This window comes from Sulfuricurvum sp. PD_MW2 (assembly GCF_002633015.1).
Classification (GTDB): domain Bacteria; phylum Campylobacterota; class Campylobacteria; order Campylobacterales; family Sulfurimonadaceae; genus Sulfuricurvum.
In genome coordinates this window covers 60,877-81,457 of the sequence record NZ_NSIU01000004.1, presented here as the reverse complement: position 1 = coordinate 81,457, position 20,581 = coordinate 60,877, and the positions used below count along the sequence as shown (strand labels likewise).

Below are 20,581 nucleotides of genomic sequence, written 5' to 3'. Positions count from 1 at the left end.
CGGATAACCCGCTGCGTGTTCGAGTCTTTGCGGGATCAAGGACTATAACACACAAGGAGCTATTATGAGTGAATACGTGAAAAGTTTTGTCGAAACGGATAATTATAACCGATTATCCGAGGGAGTGCAACGACTAAAACGTTTGCCAAAGGATGCACCACGGATAGGCATCGCTTATGGAAAGTATGGGTTGGGTAAAACCAACGCACTGGATCGGATCGCCTCGAAAGAGAACGCGATACTGATGCGCTGCCGAAAAACATGGACTAAAAAAGCGTTTCTCATCGATTTGGGCGACATCATCGGAGACATTACGGGTAGAACCGCTCATGCTTTGTACCTCGAAGTGCTCAAATCACTTAACCGTCGCCCGCGTATCCTGATCATAGACGAGGTGGATCACCTGCTCGATGATCGGAACAATCCAATACTTGAACTGATACGCGACATCTACGATGAAACAGCTATCATCGTCTTATTTGTCGGTATGGAGCAGGCAAAAGGCAAATTTGCGAAGCAAGAGCACTATAACAGCCGTATATCGGACTTTATTCACTTTCAACCCGTAACCGAGGTCGATATTCGAAAGTTTTGCGACAGATACACTGTCAAAATAGCAGATGATTTGATCATGTACTTCCTCGAGTACTTCCCGAACCTACGACACATTAAAACACTAATGGAACGGATCGAAGAGTGGTGCGAAATCAACGATCACGATACGGTGGATCTTAAACAGTTTCATACAGCAGGACTAAAACATGGATTGGGAGAATAGATTCGAATCACGGGTAACGTCAAAGCAAAAAGTGTGGGATTATATACGGCGCAAAGGGGTATTTATCGTCGAAGATATGATGATGGTATTGGATGTGAAAAGGGACTTTCTCATGCCGATCTTTCGTGCTCTCGAACTCTCCGGATACATCGAACTAGAAACCGGATCGGATGAGTTTATAGATCGTAGGTATCGCCTGCTCAAAAATACCGGTCCGAAGTCTCCAATCATACTCAAAAAGCCATGCGATATTGTCAAGGACAAAAATACCAAAGAGGAGTTCATCCTCGATGGAAGTGATCCCATGCAAATCACTGATCGTCTCACCCTGCTCTACGCCATGCGGCACAAAACTATGTTCCGCGAACAAATCGCCGTTATCGCCAATATGCACCCCTACTCAGCTAAGACATTTCGCTATTTGAATGAGTTTGCTGAGGATGGGATCATGGAGCGATTGCCACGTTCATCAAAGATACGAGAAGAACGACGTACCTATGCCATCAATAAGGAGAAACGCGATGGACTCATTAGAACTCTTGAAGAAAGCCTGCAATCTGTACGGTCAGCGTAAAGTCGCCAAATCGATAGCCCGCAGCGCAACGACGATCAATCAAACGCTAAACGGTACCTATCCAAACCCCGAACCGATACTGGAGATGATCCGCTTGGCTTACGGTCATTTGGATTCGACCGATACACAGTGTCCTACGCTTGGAGCTATCCATCCACAAACGTGCGAACGGTACCGAGAGTGGGCGATGATGAATAAGGTGCATCCTGATCGGCTGTATCGGGAAGTAAAAGAACAATGTGCGACCTGCACGATGGGAGGAAGAGGATGAAACAAGTTTACATTTGGGAAAAGAAAAAGGTACATGCCTATGCATGGTTGATCGCTTTGATCATCATCGGTTTAGGCGGAACGGTGATTGATCTAACGATGGGAGTAACGGGATGAGTGAAAATAAAAAAGGGATCAAAGAGAAGCAGTGGGTCAGAGTAGGACTGTTTCGAGGGATCGTTACCCGCATTCGTGAATTCAAAGGTGATATTTGGGTAGATGTAGAAATTAGTGGAGTGGTAGAGCCTTATAAACTAGATGATGTCGAACCGGAGCAAGGCGATGAAAGCGGTGGATGAGTTTGCGTCTCACGATGAAATCATCGATAGGATCAAAGATATTGTAAGTCGGAATAACGGTGGGAGAATGGTATTTGATGCTGATATAGAAGGAATATTGAGACTGCCTAAGAATCATCTTGGATGCGTAAAAAAAAGGGTACAAAAAACACTTTATATCGACGTATTAAAACTATGTGCACGTACGGGGCTTGACCCTATGAAGTTGCTGTTTTAAAGAATGCATAGTCGATATCGAAATAGGAGGTGTAATTGAGCCGTATTTGATCAAAGACATAACCAAAGAGTGAAGAGTGTTTCTCAAGATCGCCGACGGGCGGTCTGATGGAGGACTCCAATAAAAATTAGGTGGTTCCGATGGGACTTAGGATAAAGAAAAAAGTGCGTGTCGCGGTAGCTACGCTGTACGGCTTTGTATATTGGGAGAAAATTATGCCGAAAACTAATGAAAGTGGGCACTGGGAAGATAAGCAAGGTAAGTGGGTACATCCCGATCTAATCGCAGTGGATAAAAAGCTCGAAGATGAGACAGTTGAGAAACTGGTCGATGAAGCTAAGAGTATGCAAGAGCAGCTGATCGATTTTAAAACCAAAGCATTTGAAACGTGTTATTCATTCGTCGAGCTGCTTCGTCAAAACTACGGAATGGATCGTACCGAGGGATCAAAACTCGGTTCAGTTACGCTGCGGAACTTCAACGGCACTAAAGAGGTGATTATCCAAGTCGCCAACGTGTTTGCATTCGATCAAAAGCTCGCACTGGCAAAAGAGAAGATCGATGAGTACCTGACTGAGAAAACAGAGCACTCCGATCCTGAGATTCAAACGCTGATCATGCGAGCCTTCGAAGTCAAGAACGGGAAGGTAGACGCGAAACAGATCATCGGTCTAAAATCATACGATATTACCCATCCAAAATGGGTTCAAGCTATGGCAATGATTGATGCAGCTACTGAGATTGCAGGGACGAAGAGTTATATCCGATTCCGTAAACGTCATGAAGGTGTATCCGGAGAGTTGAATACTATCGTGCTCGACATGGCTTCATTGCCGCTAAAAAAATCAGGAAGTGCAGCATGAGTGCAGTACCTTCCTACTCACCAATCATCCGTGAAGTGGTAAATGGTGGGGTAACGTTCAACAATCAGCGATATGAGCATGAAGAGTTACATGGGTATGAGGGCAGCGACGTTAAACTCGATTTGGAGATCGATGTCGATACCGAAAAAGAGTGCTTTCGTATTTATACGATGTTCGATGATGAAATCTGCGTGATAGAAATTGGTGATGTGGAGAGTATCGGAGAGCTTTCATGAAGGATACAAGCGGAAACTTTATGACAACGATCAGCGGTAAAAAGATCGTTTATGATGATCTACAGCCTGAAATGTTTGATATTACGGACATTGCTCATGCTCTGTCAAATATCTGTCGTTTCGGCGGGCATATCAATAAATTCTACAGTGTAGCGCAGCATAGCGTTATGGTGTCAAATATGGTACCGGAACACTTGGCTCTCGCTGCACTGCTGCATGATGCCAGTGAAGCGTATCTGAGCGACATCGTCCGACCTGCTAAACGTATGCTGCCACAGTACAAAGATTTGGAGTTGAAGCTTCAGAGTGTGATCGAACAACGGTTCGCTGTGACGTTCGATCATGAAGAGATCCACATCGCTGATAACAAGGCTCTGTATGCTGAAGCATTACATTTCTATGGTGACATAGATGATTGGGGACTGGATGGGTTTGAGCATGACGGTATCATCAAGCCTCTTTCTGCCGAACATGCAAGACTGATGTTTTTATGTCGGTTTAGTGAGTTGACGTTTGGTGGTGGGTGATGGTAAAGGTTGATGAAAATGAAATTTGGAGAAAAGCAACTGATTTAAAGAGACAGGCTGAACGACTTGAAGAATATTTCCATGATGTTAATTATGGCGATGCTGAACTTTCTAATGATGAAGCTGATGCAATATTGTATGACATTGAAAGCGAAGTTGAAGAGCTTCGAAAATTAATTGATCATATTGATTAAAACAATGACGTGGATTTAACAGCCTCCATTTTAATGGGGGCGATTGAGTCAACTTGCATTTTAAATTCAAAAGGTAAAAAAAATGAATCCATTTCGCGGTCAAGGACTGAAGTCCGAACATTTTAATCATGAAGTTAACTATATCATCGATAACTTCTTGGTCGAGCAAGCGATCACAATCTACTTTGCCCCACCTAAACAGGGGAAGAGTGTATTCAGTCTCGGATTGACGAAATACCTTTATAAAAATACTGACAAGATTATTCAGTATTTCGACTTTGACAATCCGCTCTCTGCTCTGAAAGAGCGTGGAGCTTCAAAGATCATAGAGGAGTTGCTGGAGCGTCTCGATTATGTTCACCCTGAAACGGCTGCTATGACTTCGCATGAGGTTTTAAAGCTTCTCGTTGAGGGTGCGGTAGGTGATGCTTATCGGGATTACATCTTCTTCTTCGACTCAATCACCGATTTTGTGAGGGATGTACAGAACGAAGCGATGGCTAAAAGCTTCATGAACGCCATGAAGCGATTACGCAATGCCGGAGCGACTGTTATCCTACTGCATCATACGAATAAGAACGAGAAAAACTATCAGGGAGCTGGAGTATTTAAGTCGGCTGCTGACAATGTGTACTTTATGCGTCAAGGTAGCGGTACTGTTGAAAAGGCTCTCTTCTTACTCGATGTCGAAGCGGGACGGTTCCATGTTGAGAACTCGGCATTCCATCTGAATAAAAGCACTTATGAGCTGAGTATCGTTGCGTATGATCAAGCGATGATCCGACCGGAAGAGCAATCATTTATCGACTCGATCAAAGAGGTACTGAAAAAGAATCCTGATGGTATCGGTCAGAGCCAACTCCTTGCCGATATCGGCAAAGCCAAAGACGATAAACTCGCCCGAATCAATTTATCGAAATATGCAGGTCGCTTTTGGGAAATCAAAGACGGCAAAGGCAAACTCAAACTCTACTTTATCCTCTAGTCTACCACACGTACCACATAACCATAACCACTATAAAAGCTCCTATTTTAGCCACTTTGTGAGTGGTATGCGTGTGGTAGTGGTTAAGTGGTCTATGTGGTACATCTCCTCAAAACGAAGTCATTTAAGAAGGACTCCATCATGACAACCAAGCAAAAAAACGCTCATGCAGCACTTATCAAACAAGTACATACCTCGATACGGTACCAACAATACTATCGCAATGAACGTGAGCAATATGTCGAGATGCTCATGGGAGCATTCGGTAAAGATTCATCAGTTGCACTGAGTGTATCGGAGCTGATCATCCTAGTTAATTATTTGAATATGAAATGCGAGTCGCTACCGACGTTTACCCCGAAGCAATCAACGCCTGCACAGGTGTGGAAGATCATGCAGATATGGGAAGCCAAAGCACGGGATAAAAGCGATACGGCACTGCTAAGTTTTTGCAAACGGATCATTAAAAAAGAGTATGAGTCACCGAATAAACTAGAGTTTAATGAAGCTCAAAAGGTGATTTTATCATTGGAGAAAATGAAATGATATGTCCTTACTGCGCCAATGAAAGAACACGAGTTATAGGTACGGTTAAAGGTACTGAAAATGAGCGGTTTCGCAAATGTAATAAGTGTAAAAAGACATTCCAAACTATCGAAGCGATCAAATTCGATGATTATTGGAAAGATTATGCAAAAGCAGTTCATGAGGATTCAAAGCAGGAAGATTAATCAATAATCTTCTTGATCTTGCTTGCTAAATATGCTTCAATCTCCCCTCCCATAAGCGGATCGATATTGCCATTATTATCAATAGGCATGAATCGACGCGCCACCATCTTCTTTGTCCCATTCTGCGGAAATACCCCATACCAAGCATTTGTTCCAACTGTAACCTCATCACTTGAAGCCTGTACTGTAAATTTTGACAGCAATCCGGTACGAATCAATATCTTGCGGCTTGAGATATGATCCATAAACGACTTTAACTCCTTACCGCTCTTCCCTTTCCTCTTCCCACTATATCCCGATGATGGGTCTTTTAACGGTGCCCACTTCTGACCATAGTACCCCTGCTCTTCAAAGTTTTGCTCAATACGATTTTTGATCTTGTTTCCGATCTCATGCATGATCGGTTCTGAATCTTGACCCAACGTCTTTAGCTCTGATAGTTTGGCTTGTATGGCTTCAATTCCGGTAACTTCAATCATAGAAATCTCCTTGTAAAACGTTTAACTTTTGATGTATAATTAAACATTGGGTAGGCGATAGGTTTAGCGGTAAAACAGATTAAGTTCGGTCGTCGGTTCGAGTCCGGCTCGCTTACTCAAAATATCTTCTTCTTTCCACGTAAAGCTAACTCCAAACTAGTATCATCCTCATAAAGCTGTCCACTGTAAAGTGTGTGATATATCCTGTTTTTATCCCCGATATCCAATCCAATAACCAACTTAGCACTATCAGACAATGAATAGACCAAGATCAGCTTTCCATCATAATATGCTGCATCCGGAGTATCTATTTTTTCAATCAGAGTCCGTATATCCTCGGTTTGAAAAGTGTTCTTAATATCCTCGGTATGTTTTTTCAGTTTGCTGACACTTTCCGCACCCTTTGATTTTAGGTTTCGAACGGTTCCGGTATCAGCAAGGATCAAATCGCTTTGCGGTTTCAGTTCAGCCAAAAATGAGGCTAACGGAGCAATGAAACTAAGATATCCAAGGCGCATCTCTTCATGCCGTTTAATCGATGTATCCAGTGCGCGATCAATAAAAGCACTCCACTCCTGAGCATTCGGGAGCAGCTTTCTCATATCATCACGATAACCGGCATTGACTGCATCCGCAAACGGGCATAGAACGGTTCTTACTTTGGCGTTCGGTTCTTTGCAGGTGATCGAAGAAACCTTTTGCCAATAAGCGTTCTCGGCACTGTATTTCGACATGGCTCCGACATCGTATGCCCAATCGGGATGTACTTGAAACCCATCGGGAAGAGGAGTACTCTGATCTATGATCTTCCATCCTCGTGAAGTAATATCTTCCATACTGTAAGCTTGGACTTTGCATCGGCAATGCCAATCATTAAGAGGGTATATCTTTTTCCATACCGGATCGTCACGATGGCGTATCATTCCATGCAGCAGCGCATGAGAATGGCGCACTTTTCCATCATCCCGCGTTACGTATCTCCAGTACACCGAATCGACAAGATCCATCATCTCACGATGACGACCTGCGGAATAAGCCACTTGCATATTGGTATCAAAGATCGTCCGTAAACGGCGTGATCCGACATAGATCTCTTTCGTCTCACCTGTACGCGGATCAGTAACGGTTGTATCTCCATACCATCCGTATTTGACAAGCGTCGGGGTAAGGTTTTGTTTCCAGTCTTTGAATGAAGTACCGTTTTGCATCGCATCCAATAGGCTCTTATGAATGTCGCTCAATAGATCAAGGCGAGTTACCTTAGCAACGGTGAACGCGGTATGATGCGATTCATGCATGATCTCATCATAGTTGAATGAAAGCGCATACCCTTTTTGGGATAGGTAATCGATTGCTTTCTTGGGAGGCAGAGAAAACGTATGATGCAGCAGGGTTTCATCCACCACTTGCAACCTCCGCAGCTCCGATTATAAGACCTTTGGCAATTAGCTCTCCAAGCTCTCCGGAGAGATCATCAAAACTCATATCAGGAAATGCTTCGATCAGCAAAGCAATCGCCTCTTCATAATCCGAAGCACTCTCTAAAATACCCTCCATCTGAGCCTTGATGTTACGCTCGATAGATTTTGTATCAACGGCAGCGGCTTGATCTTCGATACGAAACGGTGCTGGAGCGGTAGAGTTCTTCTCTTTCGTGTTTTGAGCTTTTGGGGCAGATGCATCCGATTTACGCGTAACTCCCTCGATAGAGAACATTTTTCCGATATGCTCAGGTGGTATGTCATACCCTGCATCGGATAAGTTCTTATACACCTCAGAGAGCAGCTTCTCATCTGTTTCGTCTCCGATATCGAATACAAAAGTAAAAGGCTTTGGAGTCGGTGTATTGAGTGCAAGTATCCGTTTGAGCAGATCATTGATCGGTTTTTGAAGTAACCGTGCATCAAGGCGCATGATGTCTTTACGACGTTCATCATGAACCTTTCCAAGTGCGAAGCTGCCCGTCTGATCTTTTCCTCCTGAAAGCGTAGCTCCAATGATGTAGTGGCTCATTACACTGTCGCAATAGCGAATAAAATCAAGGAACTCAGTTTTAGAGGCTTTACCTTCAAGCAGATCGACAACCGCGTTTTGCGGGAACAGTCCGATTGAGTTTGAACGCAGGCTCATGACCTGATTGAGAATGCTTTTGAGTTCATCGTCGCTGGAGGAATCAATCTTTACGATAACCGGAGGAACTCCAAGCGTATCGAAATACTGCATATTGGCGTTGATGGTAGCGTGTTTTAATAGCGCGGTAAAGATGATCTGCCCCATGATCCCATAATCGACCAGCTCTCCTCCGTCGCTTTTATGATAGTGCAGAATGAACTTATCACTGTTTGCACTCGGATCGGTCTTTACGATAGAACTCTCACGAAACGTCAGCAAGCGTGTTCGGCGTTCGTATTCGAAGTAGCGTTGATGAATAAGATGGAACTCATACGGAGCAAAGACTCCATCAACTGCACTGTAAACCATATCGATGCATGAGAAGCCATACGGTATCGCCGTTGAAAGATCCATCAATAACGCACTAAAATCAATAGAGCCAAGATATCCATCAAGTATCTCTTTAGTCTTTGGATCATCACACTTGATCAGGTATGGAATGGAAACGATCTGACCCCTGCGCTTTATCATTTCAGCGGATAGATGAAGATCCCGTTTTAAAAATGCGGTATAGACTGGGATCAGTTCAGTAATGTCTTCATTCGCTATTGCTGCCAATACGGTTTTTATGTTGATCTTTGGGAGAGCAGATTGTTGATCGATCTCCAAGAAAATCGGGGCTTGTTTTGCCTTATCATCTTTTTTCATTCGAAGCGTCCTTTCGGGGTTAATCTAAATGTTTTTTGTACACGTTCAACGGCTTTCATATCTAATCCGGCAGCACGTGACGCAATCCTAAACGCCATTTCGAGAGCATCCAAGCAGTCATCATGCGGAGGTTTTGGATATGTATTAAGCTCTTCGATGAGTAAATGACTTCGCTCATCGATAGGTATTGTTCCATCAGATACATAGGGAGACAATGAGTCAATACGCAGTTCTTTGGCGGCTCTGTTATTTATTTCTACGACAGGTAAAGGTATCCCCATTTCTGCTGATTTTGTTTTCATCGTATCTTTAAAAAACTCTTGGAATTGCTGAGTCTCTATGGCAATCTTGACGGGGACTCCATCCGCACGCAATGCGACAAACAATTCAATAATTAGCGGGATCATTTTCTCAGGTTTGATTTTATAACCCTGTACCCGTGCGTAATAACGTTTTTCCGCCTTTACATATCCGAGTGCTGCTAATCCGAAGTAGTCCCCTTTTGTTTTACCAAGGGCGGGATCAACTCCAATACTCCAAGAGTCAACATGAGGCCATTCTGAAAACGTTGTGTATTGCCCAAATGTTAATCCATCTATACTAGTTGGCTGATTTTGCATTTCAGAGAAAAAGCTTTCCCGATCCTCTAAAAAGTCTAAAAATACAGTTAGTAAATCAATATCAGGATCATCGATCACTGCATCGCCAACAATATCAAGTGATATATTTTCTTTCGTAAGTTCATCGAGTCGTGATGGCCACTGAATAACTAATGGGAAGTTGCGATGGAAACAATCTGCACGCTTTGAGATGCGGGCTAATAGTGAATCATGATGTAAGCGAGTACCAACAATTAGGAAAGTATGTGTTTTACTTTTCCGAGATGGAAGTTTTAGGATTGCTTTAACGAACCATCGGTATAGCTTATCTCGTTGGTTTTTACTCTCGACGTTTTCATCGTTCTCGATGTCATCGATAGCAATCCAATCGGGGCGACGTCCTAAAAAGTTGGAACCCCTGATCTTTTTACCTGCACCATAGGCTCTGATCTTAACTGCTTCATCGCCGATATAAAATACAATCTCATGATCCGTCCACGGAGTTCCGATGCGAATATCAAAGTCAGCGATCAACCGCGCATTATCTTCCAGCTCTGCCTTGAACGTTTCCATCGTCTCTACAACTACATCGTTGGTACTGGAGATGATAATCCCGTAGCGTTTGCGAAGCGTTACCATTACCCATAGGGTCATAAGACGTGTGGTTACGGTCGTCTTTGCCGCACCGCGATAGGCTTCAAGTTCAATCAGCCTCCATCTCTCTATAAGGTCGGGGAGATCATCATAGACAAAGTTACGAAATACACTGGTTTCTTCGGTTTGAAAATCAATGTGATGCGGAAAGTACGTCTGCACAAAATAACGGTAATCATTCGTGGCTCGATCAATCCTGTTTTTACGATCTGAATCAGCAAGTGCCGGAAGAGTTTTTAAATATGATTTTAATTTTTCTATCTCTTCATTCATAAACGCCACCTAATGTGTTTAACTCCCGTTTAACTCGCACGATAACACCCAAACCTATACCGACATAGCCTAAAGGGGTTAAAAACGCTTCTAGGGGCTTATTTCTTAACATGTTTGAAAGTCTCGGTAATTATTCGATCAGAGTGCTCGGAGAGAAAATTAACAACATCGGTATGTTTTAGCTCAAGAGCGATATTCGCAACAACGGTAATCGTCTGAGTAATTGCCGTAGAGACTTGGGTTTTACAATCGGTTTTAACAGGGGCTTTGAGACGGTAGTAGGTTTTAGCATAATCAGAGAGGATACCTAGTCGCTCTGCAGGGTTTTCAATCTCTTCGAGTTTTTTGAGATCTTTTTCGAAGCTGGAGATCAGAGTATTTAAAAACTCATTTTCTTTAATATCGATATTTTTAGCATCACGGCTTTTAGCGAGCTTGAGAGATTCCCAATCGATCCCCTCTTTTAAATCTTGGTTCTTGTGATAATAGATCGCCGCTTCAGTAACACCGTAGGTCGTTGCTATATCGGATACAGCCAAACCCTCTACAAACATACTTCGCGCAATCTCACGACTAATTTTAGGAGCCATCGCGTCCCTTTATTAAAGAATAAATCGCAGTGTACCCCCAAAGAAAATTTCGGTCACTCCACCTGTCTGTATATAGAGTGATTTTGCTCTAGGGGTTGCGCCATACTGCCGACTTCAATAATTCAACACTGGAGGAGCTGTGAAACTCGAAGGTAAACCATTAGAACTTAACTACAAGGCTGGAGATAAAGTAAAAGTATCTCCGGTAGGTCAAGTCGTTGGGTTGGATGGCAGATCGTACGTGATTGATGCAGCAGAGCTGATAGCGTCAATTATGGCTAACGGACTGCATATTCCACTCGATGAGAATCACAGCTTCGAGCGTGCGGCTGGATGGTTTGATTATACAAAGTTCGAAGAACGAGCCGACGGCATCTATGCTGAACTTGAACCGAATGAACTCGGTACTGAATGCCTAGATAAACGTTTTTATCGTTATTTGTCTCCAGTCTATGTGATGGGCGATAACCGCCGTGTAATCGGATTGGACAGTGTAGGTCTTGTCAATACGCCAAACCTGCTCAATACAGCATTAAATAAAAAAGATGAGGATGAAAGTATGGAAAAAGAGGAACTCCTAAAAGAGTTGAATACGACAAAAAACACCAATGTCGAATTGAATGCAAAAGTAGCTACTTTGAGCGAGCAGCTTAAAGAAGCTAACCAAAAACTAAAAGCCCAAACCATCGATGCGCGTATTGCAGCCGGTGAGCTTCTTCCAAATGCGAAAGAGTTCGCTATGACGTTGGAAGGTGCGGCATTGGATCAATTCTTGGAATTGAATAAAACCAGCACAAAACATTTGACAGGTCGCACCGGTGTTGAAGCTAACGCTCAAGAAGAAGACGAAGCTACTAAATCAGTTTATGCCCAACTTGGGATTAAGGAGTAACCATGATTATTAATCGTACCAATTTACAAGCCATCAATAAAGGTTTTTCAAAAATCTTTACTGATCAACTTACTACCGTATCCGGTGATCAAAGCAAAATCGCAACGGAAGTCATTGCCAGCACAAAAACGGTGGACTACGCATGGCTCGGAGATTTTCCGCGTATGCGTGAATGGGTAGGTGATCGTGTTCTCAAAGATTTGAGTGCATATACGTACCAAATCATCGGTAAAAAGTTTGAAGCAACTATCGAAGTGGATGCAGATGATATTACCTACGATAACCTCGGTATCGTTAAGCCTCGTATTCAAATGATGGCATCCGAAGCTGTAGAGCATTATGACGAGCTTACATTCGGTCTTCTTGAAAGTAATGGCGTATGTTATGACGGCAAAGCATTCTTTGCGGTTGATCATGATGTAGGTGGAGTTGCATTCAGTAATCTTAGTAATAAGAAACTGGCTAATGCGTCATTGCTTGCAGCACGTGCAGAGATGCGCGGTATCACTACCGATACCGGAAAACCGCTCCGTATTCGTCCTACGTTGCTGATCGTTCCACCTGAGCTGGAGCAAGTGGCAATCGACATCTTGACTAAAGATTTCCTTGCAAATGGAGAGTCTAATACTTCCAAAGGGTTGATGGAATATCTTGTAGCTGATTGGCTTACCGATCCGAATGCTTGGTATATCGTTGATAACAGCCGTCCGATCAAGCCGACGATCCTCCAAAAAAACAAAGAGATCAAGTTCGTCGCGATGGATAAAGAAGACGATGAAAACGTCTTTATGCGTGACAAGTTCCGTTACGGTGTAGATAGCCGTTGTAATGCCGGATACGGTTTATGGCAGCTCGCTCATAAATCTACCGGAACCGTAGCGTAAGGAGTAAATTATGGCAAGAAATAAAACTCCAAAACCTGAAGTACCGACAGTCGAAGAGGAACCGGTAACAGATACGACCCCTCCGGAAGAAAACCTTTCGACGGTTGAGACTGAAACATCCGATGAAGTACCGACAGTCGAAGAGGAACCGGTGATTGATTCGGAAGTAAAACCGATGACTAATCGTGAAGCAGCTCGACTACTTCGAGAAAAACATCAAGGCTGATAAATGAATGAGTTTGAATCGAAACTCGATGAACGGTTACGTCTCAATCTAACCAATCCGGCACAGATCACTCCTGAAGCGATCACACGTGCTGCCAATGAAGTGTTAGAGATTATTGAGGGTAAAAGCGTTGCTTTGTATGCGATGCTCGATATCGGAGTCTATCGTTTCAAGCTCGCAACCAAAATCCAACCGACCGAAACAGATAAGACGATCTTCGATACAGCTATGAAAGTAGTCCGATCTTCACCTTCATCTGATCCGTTGGTTACTACTAGCGCAACGGTTTTCATAGGACAAAGGGTAAGCGAATGGGAATAACATCTTCTCAAGCGCTCATCAAATCGGCATTGAATGGAATTGATTTGATTGAGATAGATCAAGCAGAGTTATCTGAATCAGGTGTATTCATCCTTTATGACGGTGGTATCCGCACCGCAATGGGTATTGTAGATCGAGAATTCGCCATTTTTTGCGCCGGATTTTCGATTTCAGGAGAATCGGGATTAAAACAAGTCGTTGAGGATATTGAACATTCCTTATATGAAATCAGTCGGATCAGAACGGATATAGAACATACGCAAACGCTACCGATTGCAGTAGCGGATAATGGTCTTCTTATCTATCGAATAAACGTAAAAATAATTGATATGGAGTCGTAATGGAAGCGATTAAAGATTGGCTACCACTTGTCCAATTTATGGTGGCAATTATCATCATTCCTCTTTGGAAAACGATCCGAAATCAGGAAACACAAATCGGTCAGCTCAAAGAGATTATTACCTCCCAACAAAAGCAGATCGATCTGCTTGAAGCCATCGTACTTGAATCGTCCGATGCAGAGATTGTTAAAAAGCATCTTATAAAAAGAGGAAATCATGGCGGTTAAAAAAGTTGATATTGAAATAGATGAAGCAACAACGCTCATCATCGATAAAAAAGAGTACAGCGGTACCGTAACAGTTGATCCTGTAATTGCAGACAAGCTCATCGAAACAGGAAAAGCTTCAGTATCTATTCCAAATGAGGAGGTAAAAAACGATGTCGGTACAGGAAACGAATAAAAATACACTATTGGCAAAGTCCGGATCAGTTCCAAGTGCTGTCAATGTTGTCCAATTGGATGGATTTGTCCTTTTGAGTCCAAAAGTATCTACAGGCGAAATCAATGCTGTAGGAACCGGTGCTTTAGGAAATAAAAAAGGGTATGTTGATCCGAACAATACAAAAGTGACATTTGATATTCCAACTGTTATCAAAGCTTCAGCTACGTTAGGTGCTGCTCCTGAGCTATGCGAACTCTATAAAATTGCCGGTCTGTATGAAACTATTACACCGGGATCAAAAGCGGTCTATAAACCTGGAGGAATTACATCTTCAGGGTCGGGGGTAGTCAAAGTATTCAGTGATGGATATTCACGTACCGTGAACGGTGCAGCTGCCAATATGAAAATTAGCGGTAAAGTCGGAGAACCATTAAAAGCAGTATTTTCCGTAAGCGGATATACAACTCCTCAAGCTGAAGCTGATCCGAATCCTACCGTCACATTGAATGCAGGAATTATTCCAATCATTTCAAAGATTTCGGCTATTACGATCAGCGGAACACCTATTAACTGTGATTCATTTGAACTTGATGTCGGTAATGATGTTCAAGATACCTATGCCACAGGCATGAGCGAATTTTACATCGCAAACTTTGATCCAACAATCAGCTTGGTGGCTATCAAAACAAAAGGAACTGATGAGCAATCATGGATTGATATGGGTAACGGTCAACTTAAAGCGATTCTGATAACAGTCGGAGATGCAGGAAATCAAGTACTCCTTGAAGTTCCACATGCTTTTGCCCTAGAGCTTGGTGAAGCAGATGAAAAAGGTCGTGTGAAATTGACTCGTAAATTTCGCGCTCAAAACGATGGAGTTGCTAATGCCAACTTCATAATTACGCATCAATAAGGAGAAGTGAACAATGGAAATTCTAACGAAATACCCCGTTTTAATCATGATCGACGGTGTAGGATTTAATCTCGTATTACATGAGCTTAATTCAACGCAGCAAAAAGAGATGGATGAGCTTGCTTCAGCTATCGAAGCAGTCAATGAAAATGCTCAGCGTGTAGCATCAATCATCAATGATATTGAAACAAATCAAGCACTCATCGAATGTGTCGGATTTATTGAAAAAGCGAAATTGCTTTGGGAGAATAAAGACCTCAAAAAAGAGCTCATCGATCTTCAAAAAAAGATCAAAGAAGCAAATCCGGAAAAAATGCTTTCCAGTTCACTGATGCGTCGGTTAGAGCTAACCCTAGACGGTGAGGATAAAGCGGCATTTATGAGTGAGATCCGATCTAAAAATATCGATCCAAAAAAGATTATTTCTGCAATCGGTGAGCAGATTGCGGAGTTACAGAAAAAAAAGTAGATCGCCTCATACGTTTTGCGGGCGAATGGGCAAAAGGCGAATCAAGCTTCCATATGCTCAGTGATGGATACAGAGAAGAGGACTTCGAACCTGATGCCATTGTATGGCTCGCAGCGGATGAGCAACCTATCGCCTATGGTTTTATATTGTCTCTTATGGGAAGTATGAACGGGGCGGAGGTCAATTACGATTTTACAAAAGATTTTTGTATCCAAGAGAATTTGGATGTCATTGATACATACGGATTGTTCCGAAAAATGGCGGCTGAGTTTAACGCAGGAATATCATCCAAAAAATCATAAAACCTATGATCAACGGCACTGCGTATGCAATAGCAGCAGTCCTGAGATAGCTCAATAAATATTTCATGGAGGTAGTGTATGTCAAATGAACTTAAAATCAAAATCAGCACTACCGCCGACGTAAAAGCAGTACAAGAAGCCATTAGCTCCATCGATGGCATTGAAAAGGTTTCAAAAACTGCTTCAAAAGAGATTGATAATACTTCCTCCAGTCTTGACCGTATGGCTTCATCGGTCAAAACACTCATTGCTTCATTCATTGGGTACAGTGCCATATCTTCGGTCGTTAAATCAGGTATAGAGCTCACCGGTCAATTTGAACAAATGAAGATCGGTATTGCTTCACTGATCTCCGTCAACTCTCAAAACATTACCTCTATGGGTAAACATATTGATGCATCTCAGAAATTTGCGATGGCACAAAAAGCCTCTGCAGAAGCTGTACAGCTTCTTAGAAAATCTAACTTGGAAACTCCAGCCACTCTTGAACAATTAACTGCAGGATTTCAAGCAGCTCTTGGACCTTCAATGAAACTTGGCTTTTCAGTTCAGGAAACTGTTAAATATAGTACATTGATGACTCAAGCTGCAGCGGCTATGAGAGTACCTATGGATCAGTTATCACAAGAAATGGCATCTGTACTAAGCGGCAATATTGATATGAACTCAGTAGTCGCCAAAAACATCGGACTTACCAATGAACAAATCAAAACGCATATCAAACAAGGTGACGTCTATGATTTCTTGATCGGTAAACTCAGCGATTTCGGTGCAGCCGGTAAAGAGATGGAAAACAGCTGGAGCGGTTTAACATCCAGTCTTGAAGATTCATGGAATCAATTCAAAATGAGTACAGTTCATGACTCTGGAATATTTGATCTTGCAAAATCAGGAACTATTGAATTAACTAAACTTTTACAAAATCAAAATGGAGAGCTAGATAATCTATCTCATTACACAAAAGAAGCTGTAATTATTTCAGGATCTTTCTATGGAGTTACTCTTCTAGGAACAGGAATTAAAGCTCTTAAAGAAATTGATATAGCAACAAAAATAGCTACAGTATCTCAAATAAGTTTCAATACTGCAGTAGCAGTGAATCCATGGGTAATAATAGGAGCTTCTATTGCAGCAGTTATTGGAGGACTTTATGAGTACAAAAGTTTAACAAATGAAATAGCTTCAAATAATGCAAAAACGGCAGGAAGTAAACTCTTTATGTCGGACTTAAATACTTTTTCTGGAAAAGATACTGCACAGCAACTCCATGATGTTTCACTAAGAAGTAAAGAAGTTTATGCCGAAGAAAAATCAATCATTGCAGAATTAAAAAAACGCTCGGGATTTGCTTATCAGTCTTCCAAAAATGATGATATTGTGGATAATCTAAGAAAGCGTAAAGATGCTCTTCATGCAGAGCAGTTACAACTTGTAAGCTACTATGAAAAACTCAAAAATATCAATGCACCTGTAGTGGATGAACTTATTACAAACCCGTACCAAAAAACCGATGCTGAGAAAAAGGCTGAAGAGGAAGCTGCTAAAAAAGCGGCGATTGCTGCAGAAAATCTAAAACAAGCTTATCTATCGATCAACAAAGACATTGCCGGATTTACAGGTAATGAGCATGACAAAGCTATTGCATCTATCAATGATCAAGCTGAAAAATACCGCAAAGCAAAAGTAGATGAAGTTAAGATCGCAGAGCTGACATCCTCTGCTATGACAGCACTCTATCAAAAAGAGCAGACAGAAAAAAATAAATTACTCATTGATCATTACAGTACTATCGGTGAAGAGGATACAGCTTATTATATAAAGCAAATGCTCCAAGTCGATGAAATGGTTAAACAGGGCATCCTTTCAACCGATGAGATCAATCAATATAAGATAGATCAAGATAGAAAATATTTTGAACAAAAAGCTCAGGTGCAGTTCCAAGCTGATGAGCAAGCCAAAGAAGCAATCAAAACCTACAATGCAGGATTGCTAACCGCTAATACTGAATATTACACGGCGATAGGCGATACATCATCTGCATACTATCTTCAAGAAGAAGCGAAGATGAAAAGGCTTGCCGAAACAGGATGGTATACCAACGCTCAAATGTTGGCTATCAAAGCTAAAGATAACGATACCTTCCAAAAAGAACAATGGAAGAGAGATAATCAATTTCTATCCGGTCTGTTTGACAACATGAACAAAGCGATGGATGAACAATTCTTTAACGCTATGAATGGTAAATTCGTTTCATTTGGGAACTGGTTAAAAGACTTTTGGTCGTCGATCACACAGTCTATGACCCGCAGTTTATCAAAATCGCTAGCAGATTCTATTCTCGGAACCGGAGAAAACAGTACCGGCGGAATTATCAATTTATTCAAGAGTTATGGCGGTCTTGGATCGGTATTCGGCGCGGCAGTTACTCCTGCAGCATTGATCGGTGCAACTAAAGATGATGCAGGTTTCACAACCACAAAAGGCGGTACCGTTTACGATGCGAATGGTCAAGTCACAAAACAAGGAAATGATTACGCTGATGTAATGAATGCAATTAGTATTGCATCATCCGCTAATACCATTTACGGAGCTTTGACCGGAGGAATATCATCATCGATTGCCGCTGGATTTGGTCAAGCGGGAGCATCACTAGCATCAGGTATGCAATATGTCGGTTTTTCATCCGATGCGGCTGCATCAGCAGCAATGGGAGTCGGTGACTTTGGGATGGGATTATCTTCCCCTTGGGCATCAGCCGGAGCTAGTGGAGCTGAAGGTGCTGGAGCTATGCTTGGCGGTGCCGCACTTGGAGCAGCAGGAGGTTATGTACTTGGATCAGTAGGGGATAAACTACTAGGGGCTGATACTAAAGCCGGAACCTATGGGGCAATTGGCGGTGCAGCAGGAGCTTTGATCGCCGGACCGGTAGGAGCCGTAATTGGAGCAGCACTCGGTTCACTTGTAGGTGGTATGTTCGGTAGTACAAAAGTAAAAGGATCCGGTTATTATTTTGGATCATCTACAGAGGATGGAAGTAACGCTCAGACCTATGTAGATTATAAAAAGAAGTCATGGTTTAGCTCAAGCAGCTGGACAACGTATTCGCCATTATCGGACGTAGAAAAATCAAAAATCAAAGGGTTGTTTGATACCTATGATTATCTTCTCGTACAGCTTGGTACCTCTAAAGAAATAACTCTTGCTGCAGGCAGATATGCAGGGGCTACCTTCCAAGATCAACTTGCAAAAAACTTCATTACAGCATTTACAGATGTTCAGCAATCGAGTTCTACGTTTTCAACGATTTATTCTTATTGGACTGATTATGCAAAATCTATCAATCAAACGATTTCGCAAGCATTCGCTACCTCTGTCGGAACTTATGTATCAAGTACAAGATCATTCAATGAGTGGAAGCTCGGTAGCGGAACCATAGAGCAGCTAAAATTTACGGCAGATTATCTCACTAAAGATTTGGCAGCGCTTGAGAATCAAATGGGGGTTAGCGGTATTACAGTAGAGAACTATCTCTCCAAATATGAAGAGGCTATGAAATCATCCTTTACTCCTGAGACGATTACTACATGGAAAAGTCTTGGCGAAGCAATAATGGCTGCAACTAATGCTAATACGAAATATACCGATAGCATTAAAGCTCTAACCACCTATACCAAACCATCTGACATGATGCTATCACGTGTCGGTGATGCAACATCTATTACAGGAAGAAATGACGGCACCGTATTAAAACCTATGCTTGACACTCTTCAACGAATATTCCGCGAGCTACAGAACCAAACGACGCAAGCTCAAATCGCAGCTGGGAGAGTATAGATGAAGGTAATGATACCCGGAGCAATTACACTACTATCCTCAAATATCCCCGTCACCTCATATCCTGAATGGGTAGTAGGAAATAACTACATGATCGGAGCTATCGTCTCATCATCGGGTGCATCAAAAGGCGAGTTTCAAGCATTGGTGGCAAACGTAGGTAAAAGTCCTGAAGATGCTATTAACGTCTATGACGCAACCAAAAATCCAACCGGTGTTTGGAAATTTCTCGGTACTCAGAATCGATGGAGAGCGTTTGATCAGTTCCTAAATACTCAGGCTGTAAATGCCGGAACTATTACGATGACAGTTGCTTGCTATGGTGCTCATGCTCTATATCTTGGAAACCTTGATGCAATAGATGTAGTGATCTCTGTCATGGATAATGATACGGCTGCAATCATAGAGGGACCGATAACTATCGGGGTGATCACCGAACCGACAACACATGAAGAGTATGGGTATGGAGACTGGATCGATGAGACACAGGGAAATATCACTTATGAGCGTACAACCCTTACCCGTAATATTTCATTCGTCATAACTATTAATGGATCAGGAACGGCAAAACTAGGAATATTCGCTGCAGGGATGATGCGAGACATCGGATCAACACAATGGGGTGTAGAACTTTCAAGTATTGACTATTCGACGGTCGTTACTGATACATCGACTGGGGCTACTTATCTATCAAAAGGTAACAGCGCAAAACTGCTCAATCCAACACTAGACAGTGATACTCCACAGATCACCGCGTACTATCGATCGCTCGATCGGATTCAAGGTCAACCGGTAGTATTTATCGGTGAAGCCTATGAAGCATTCAGCGTTTTTGGATATCTGCAGAAATTCAGACAGACCGCATCCAATCCAACAAAAACTACTATTAGCCTAGACATCGTCGGGTTAGTTTAAATAAGGAGAAA

At 42.4% G+C, this 20,581-nt stretch carries 29 protein-coding genes and 1 tRNA gene; 25 read left to right on the top strand and 5 right to left on the bottom strand.

Annotation, left to right across the window (positions count from 1 at the left end):
- The first annotated feature begins 64 nt into the window (after nt 1-64).
- The 12 genes from CJD30_RS03680 (at nt 65) to CJD30_RS03625 (ending at nt 5,674) form a co-directional block, all read left to right on the top strand.
- Nucleotides 65-778 carry an AAA family ATPase gene (locus CJD30_RS03680; protein ID WP_294916418.1) on the top strand — a complete coding sequence of 238 codons (714 nt, stop codon included), beginning with the start codon at nt 65-67 and terminating at the stop codon, nt 776-778.
- Nucleotides 762-1,352 carry a hypothetical protein gene (locus tag CJD30_RS03675; RefSeq protein ID WP_294916416.1) on the top strand — a complete coding sequence of 197 codons (591 nt, stop codon included), beginning with the start codon at nt 762-764 and terminating at the stop codon, nt 1,350-1,352. The genes CJD30_RS03680 and CJD30_RS03675 overlap by 17 nt, the downstream gene beginning before the upstream one ends.
- The gene (locus tag CJD30_RS03670) at nt 1,300-1,623 is read left to right on the top strand and encodes a hypothetical protein (protein ID WP_294916414.1); all 324 of its coding nucleotides are present in this window, start codon (nt 1,300-1,302) and stop codon (nt 1,621-1,623) included. The genes CJD30_RS03675 and CJD30_RS03670 overlap by 53 nt, the downstream gene beginning before the upstream one ends.
- A gap of 112 nt (nt 1,624-1,735) precedes the next feature.
- Nucleotides 1,736-1,921 carry a hypothetical protein gene (locus CJD30_RS03665; RefSeq protein ID WP_294916412.1) on the top strand — a complete coding sequence of 62 codons (186 nt, stop codon included), beginning with the start codon at nt 1,736-1,738 and terminating at the stop codon, nt 1,919-1,921.
- The gene (locus CJD30_RS03660; protein WP_294916411.1) at nt 1,884-2,138 is read left to right on the top strand and encodes a hypothetical protein; all 255 of its coding nucleotides are present in this window, start codon (nt 1,884-1,886) and stop codon (nt 2,136-2,138) included. The genes CJD30_RS03665 and CJD30_RS03660 overlap by 38 nt, the downstream gene beginning before the upstream one ends.
- Before the next feature lie 140 nt (nt 2,139-2,278).
- Nucleotides 2,279-3,001, top strand: coding sequence for a DUF3164 family protein (locus CJD30_RS03655; protein ID WP_294916409.1), 723 nt, complete (start codon nt 2,279-2,281; stop codon nt 2,999-3,001).
- A complete protein-coding gene (locus CJD30_RS03650; protein ID WP_294916407.1) occupies nt 2,998-3,237 on the top strand; it encodes a Mu transposase C-terminal domain-containing protein in 240 nt (79 codons plus the stop codon). The genes CJD30_RS03655 and CJD30_RS03650 overlap by 4 nt, the downstream gene beginning before the upstream one ends.
- Nucleotides 3,234-3,764, top strand: coding sequence for a hypothetical protein (locus CJD30_RS03645; RefSeq protein ID WP_294916405.1), 531 nt, complete (start codon nt 3,234-3,236; stop codon nt 3,762-3,764). Before CJD30_RS03650 ends, CJD30_RS03645 begins: the two co-directional genes overlap by 4 nt.
- The gene (locus CJD30_RS03640) at nt 3,764-3,958 is read left to right on the top strand and encodes a hypothetical protein (protein WP_294916402.1); all 195 of its coding nucleotides are present in this window, start codon (nt 3,764-3,766) and stop codon (nt 3,956-3,958) included. Before CJD30_RS03645 ends, CJD30_RS03640 begins: the two co-directional genes overlap by 1 nt.
- Before the next feature lie 82 nt (nt 3,959-4,040).
- On the top strand, nt 4,041-4,943 hold the full coding sequence (locus CJD30_RS03635) for a hypothetical protein (RefSeq protein WP_294916400.1): 903 nt from the start codon (nt 4,041-4,043) through the stop codon (nt 4,941-4,943).
- 141 nt (nt 4,944-5,084) lie between these two features.
- A complete protein-coding gene (locus CJD30_RS03630; protein WP_294916398.1) occupies nt 5,085-5,489 on the top strand; it encodes a phage protein GemA/Gp16 family protein in 405 nt (134 codons plus the stop codon).
- Nucleotides 5,486-5,674 (top strand): hypothetical protein, encoded by a 189-nt coding sequence (locus CJD30_RS03625; RefSeq protein WP_294916396.1) that lies wholly within the window; start codon nt 5,486-5,488, stop codon nt 5,672-5,674. The genes CJD30_RS03630 and CJD30_RS03625 overlap by 4 nt, the downstream gene beginning before the upstream one ends.
- Here CJD30_RS03625 and CJD30_RS03620 read toward each other — a convergent pair.
- A complete protein-coding gene (locus CJD30_RS03620; RefSeq protein ID WP_294916394.1) occupies nt 5,671-6,153 on the bottom strand; it encodes a phage virion morphogenesis protein in 483 nt (160 codons plus the stop codon). The two genes, CJD30_RS03625 and CJD30_RS03620, sit on opposite strands and share 4 nt — an antisense overlap.
- A 51-nt stretch (nt 6,154-6,204) precedes the next feature.
- On the opposite strand from CJD30_RS03620, the gene CJD30_RS03615 reads away from it, so the two are divergent.
- Nucleotides 6,205-6,269 (top strand) — tRNA-OTHER (locus CJD30_RS03615).
- Here CJD30_RS03615 and CJD30_RS03610 read toward each other — a convergent pair.
- The 4 genes from CJD30_RS03610 to CJD30_RS03595 form a co-directional block, all read right to left on the bottom strand.
- Nucleotides 6,270-7,559: a phage minor head protein gene (locus tag CJD30_RS03610; protein WP_294916392.1), complete on the bottom strand. Its 1,290-nt coding sequence runs from the start codon at nt 7,557-7,559 to the stop codon at nt 6,270-6,272. It lies immediately after the preceding tRNA gene.
- Nucleotides 7,549-8,973, bottom strand: a complete 1,425-nt coding sequence (locus tag CJD30_RS03605; RefSeq protein WP_294916390.1) for a DUF935 family protein — start codon at nt 8,971-8,973, stop codon at nt 7,549-7,551. Before CJD30_RS03605 ends, CJD30_RS03610 begins: the two co-directional genes overlap by 11 nt.
- Nucleotides 8,970-10,499 carry a phage terminase large subunit gene (gene terL, locus CJD30_RS03600; protein ID WP_294916388.1) on the bottom strand — a complete coding sequence of 510 codons (1,530 nt, stop codon included), beginning with the start codon at nt 10,497-10,499 and terminating at the stop codon, nt 8,970-8,972. Before terL ends, CJD30_RS03605 begins: the two co-directional genes overlap by 4 nt.
- Before the next feature lie 98 nt (nt 10,500-10,597).
- Nucleotides 10,598-11,089, bottom strand: a complete 492-nt coding sequence (locus CJD30_RS03595; protein ID WP_294916385.1) for a DUF1804 family protein — start codon at nt 11,087-11,089, stop codon at nt 10,598-10,600.
- A gap of 139 nt (nt 11,090-11,228) precedes the next feature.
- Between CJD30_RS03595 and CJD30_RS03590 the strand changes: the two genes are divergently transcribed.
- From CJD30_RS03590 to CJD30_RS03535, 12 genes are all read left to right on the top strand, one after another.
- On the top strand, nt 11,229-11,981 hold the full coding sequence (locus CJD30_RS03590) for a phage protease (protein WP_294916383.1): 753 nt from the start codon (nt 11,229-11,231) through the stop codon (nt 11,979-11,981).
- 2 nt (nt 11,982-11,983) lie between these two features.
- The gene (locus tag CJD30_RS03585) at nt 11,984-12,865 is read left to right on the top strand and encodes a Mu-like prophage major head subunit gpT family protein (protein WP_294916381.1); all 882 of its coding nucleotides are present in this window, start codon (nt 11,984-11,986) and stop codon (nt 12,863-12,865) included.
- Nucleotides 12,866-12,875: 10 nt separating this feature from the next.
- Nucleotides 12,876-13,091: a hypothetical protein gene (locus CJD30_RS03580; RefSeq protein WP_294916379.1), complete on the top strand. Its 216-nt coding sequence runs from the start codon at nt 12,876-12,878 to the stop codon at nt 13,089-13,091.
- 3 nt (nt 13,092-13,094) lie between these two features.
- A complete protein-coding gene (locus CJD30_RS03575) occupies nt 13,095-13,412 on the top strand; it encodes a hypothetical protein (RefSeq protein ID WP_294916377.1) in 318 nt (105 codons plus the stop codon).
- The gene (locus tag CJD30_RS03570; RefSeq protein WP_294916375.1) at nt 13,403-13,753 is read left to right on the top strand and encodes a hypothetical protein; all 351 of its coding nucleotides are present in this window, start codon (nt 13,403-13,405) and stop codon (nt 13,751-13,753) included. Before CJD30_RS03575 ends, CJD30_RS03570 begins: the two co-directional genes overlap by 10 nt.
- A complete protein-coding gene (locus CJD30_RS03565; RefSeq protein WP_294916373.1) occupies nt 13,753-13,980 on the top strand; it encodes a hypothetical protein in 228 nt (75 codons plus the stop codon). Before CJD30_RS03570 ends, CJD30_RS03565 begins: the two co-directional genes overlap by 1 nt.
- On the top strand, nt 13,970-14,155 hold the full coding sequence (locus CJD30_RS03560; protein ID WP_294916371.1) for a hypothetical protein: 186 nt from the start codon (nt 13,970-13,972) through the stop codon (nt 14,153-14,155). The genes CJD30_RS03565 and CJD30_RS03560 overlap by 11 nt, the downstream gene beginning before the upstream one ends.
- On the top strand, nt 14,133-15,050 hold the full coding sequence (locus tag CJD30_RS03555; RefSeq protein WP_294916369.1) for a hypothetical protein: 918 nt from the start codon (nt 14,133-14,135) through the stop codon (nt 15,048-15,050). The genes CJD30_RS03560 and CJD30_RS03555 overlap by 23 nt, the downstream gene beginning before the upstream one ends.
- Before the next feature lie 13 nt (nt 15,051-15,063).
- Nucleotides 15,064-15,519, top strand: coding sequence for a hypothetical protein (locus CJD30_RS03550; protein WP_294916367.1), 456 nt, complete (start codon nt 15,064-15,066; stop codon nt 15,517-15,519).
- 53 nt (nt 15,520-15,572) lie between these two features.
- Complete coding sequence (locus CJD30_RS03545) at nt 15,573-15,821, top strand: hypothetical protein (protein WP_294916365.1); 249 nt, start codon at nt 15,573-15,575, stop codon at nt 15,819-15,821.
- Between the two features lie 78 nt (nt 15,822-15,899).
- Nucleotides 15,900-19,655 (top strand): hypothetical protein, encoded by a 3,756-nt coding sequence (locus CJD30_RS03540; protein ID WP_294916363.1) that lies wholly within the window; start codon nt 15,900-15,902, stop codon nt 19,653-19,655.
- Nucleotides 19,656-20,570, top strand: coding sequence for a hypothetical protein (locus CJD30_RS03535; protein WP_294916361.1), 915 nt, complete (start codon nt 19,656-19,658; stop codon nt 20,568-20,570). It begins immediately after the preceding gene.
- Nucleotides 20,571-20,581 lie beyond the last annotated feature (11 nt).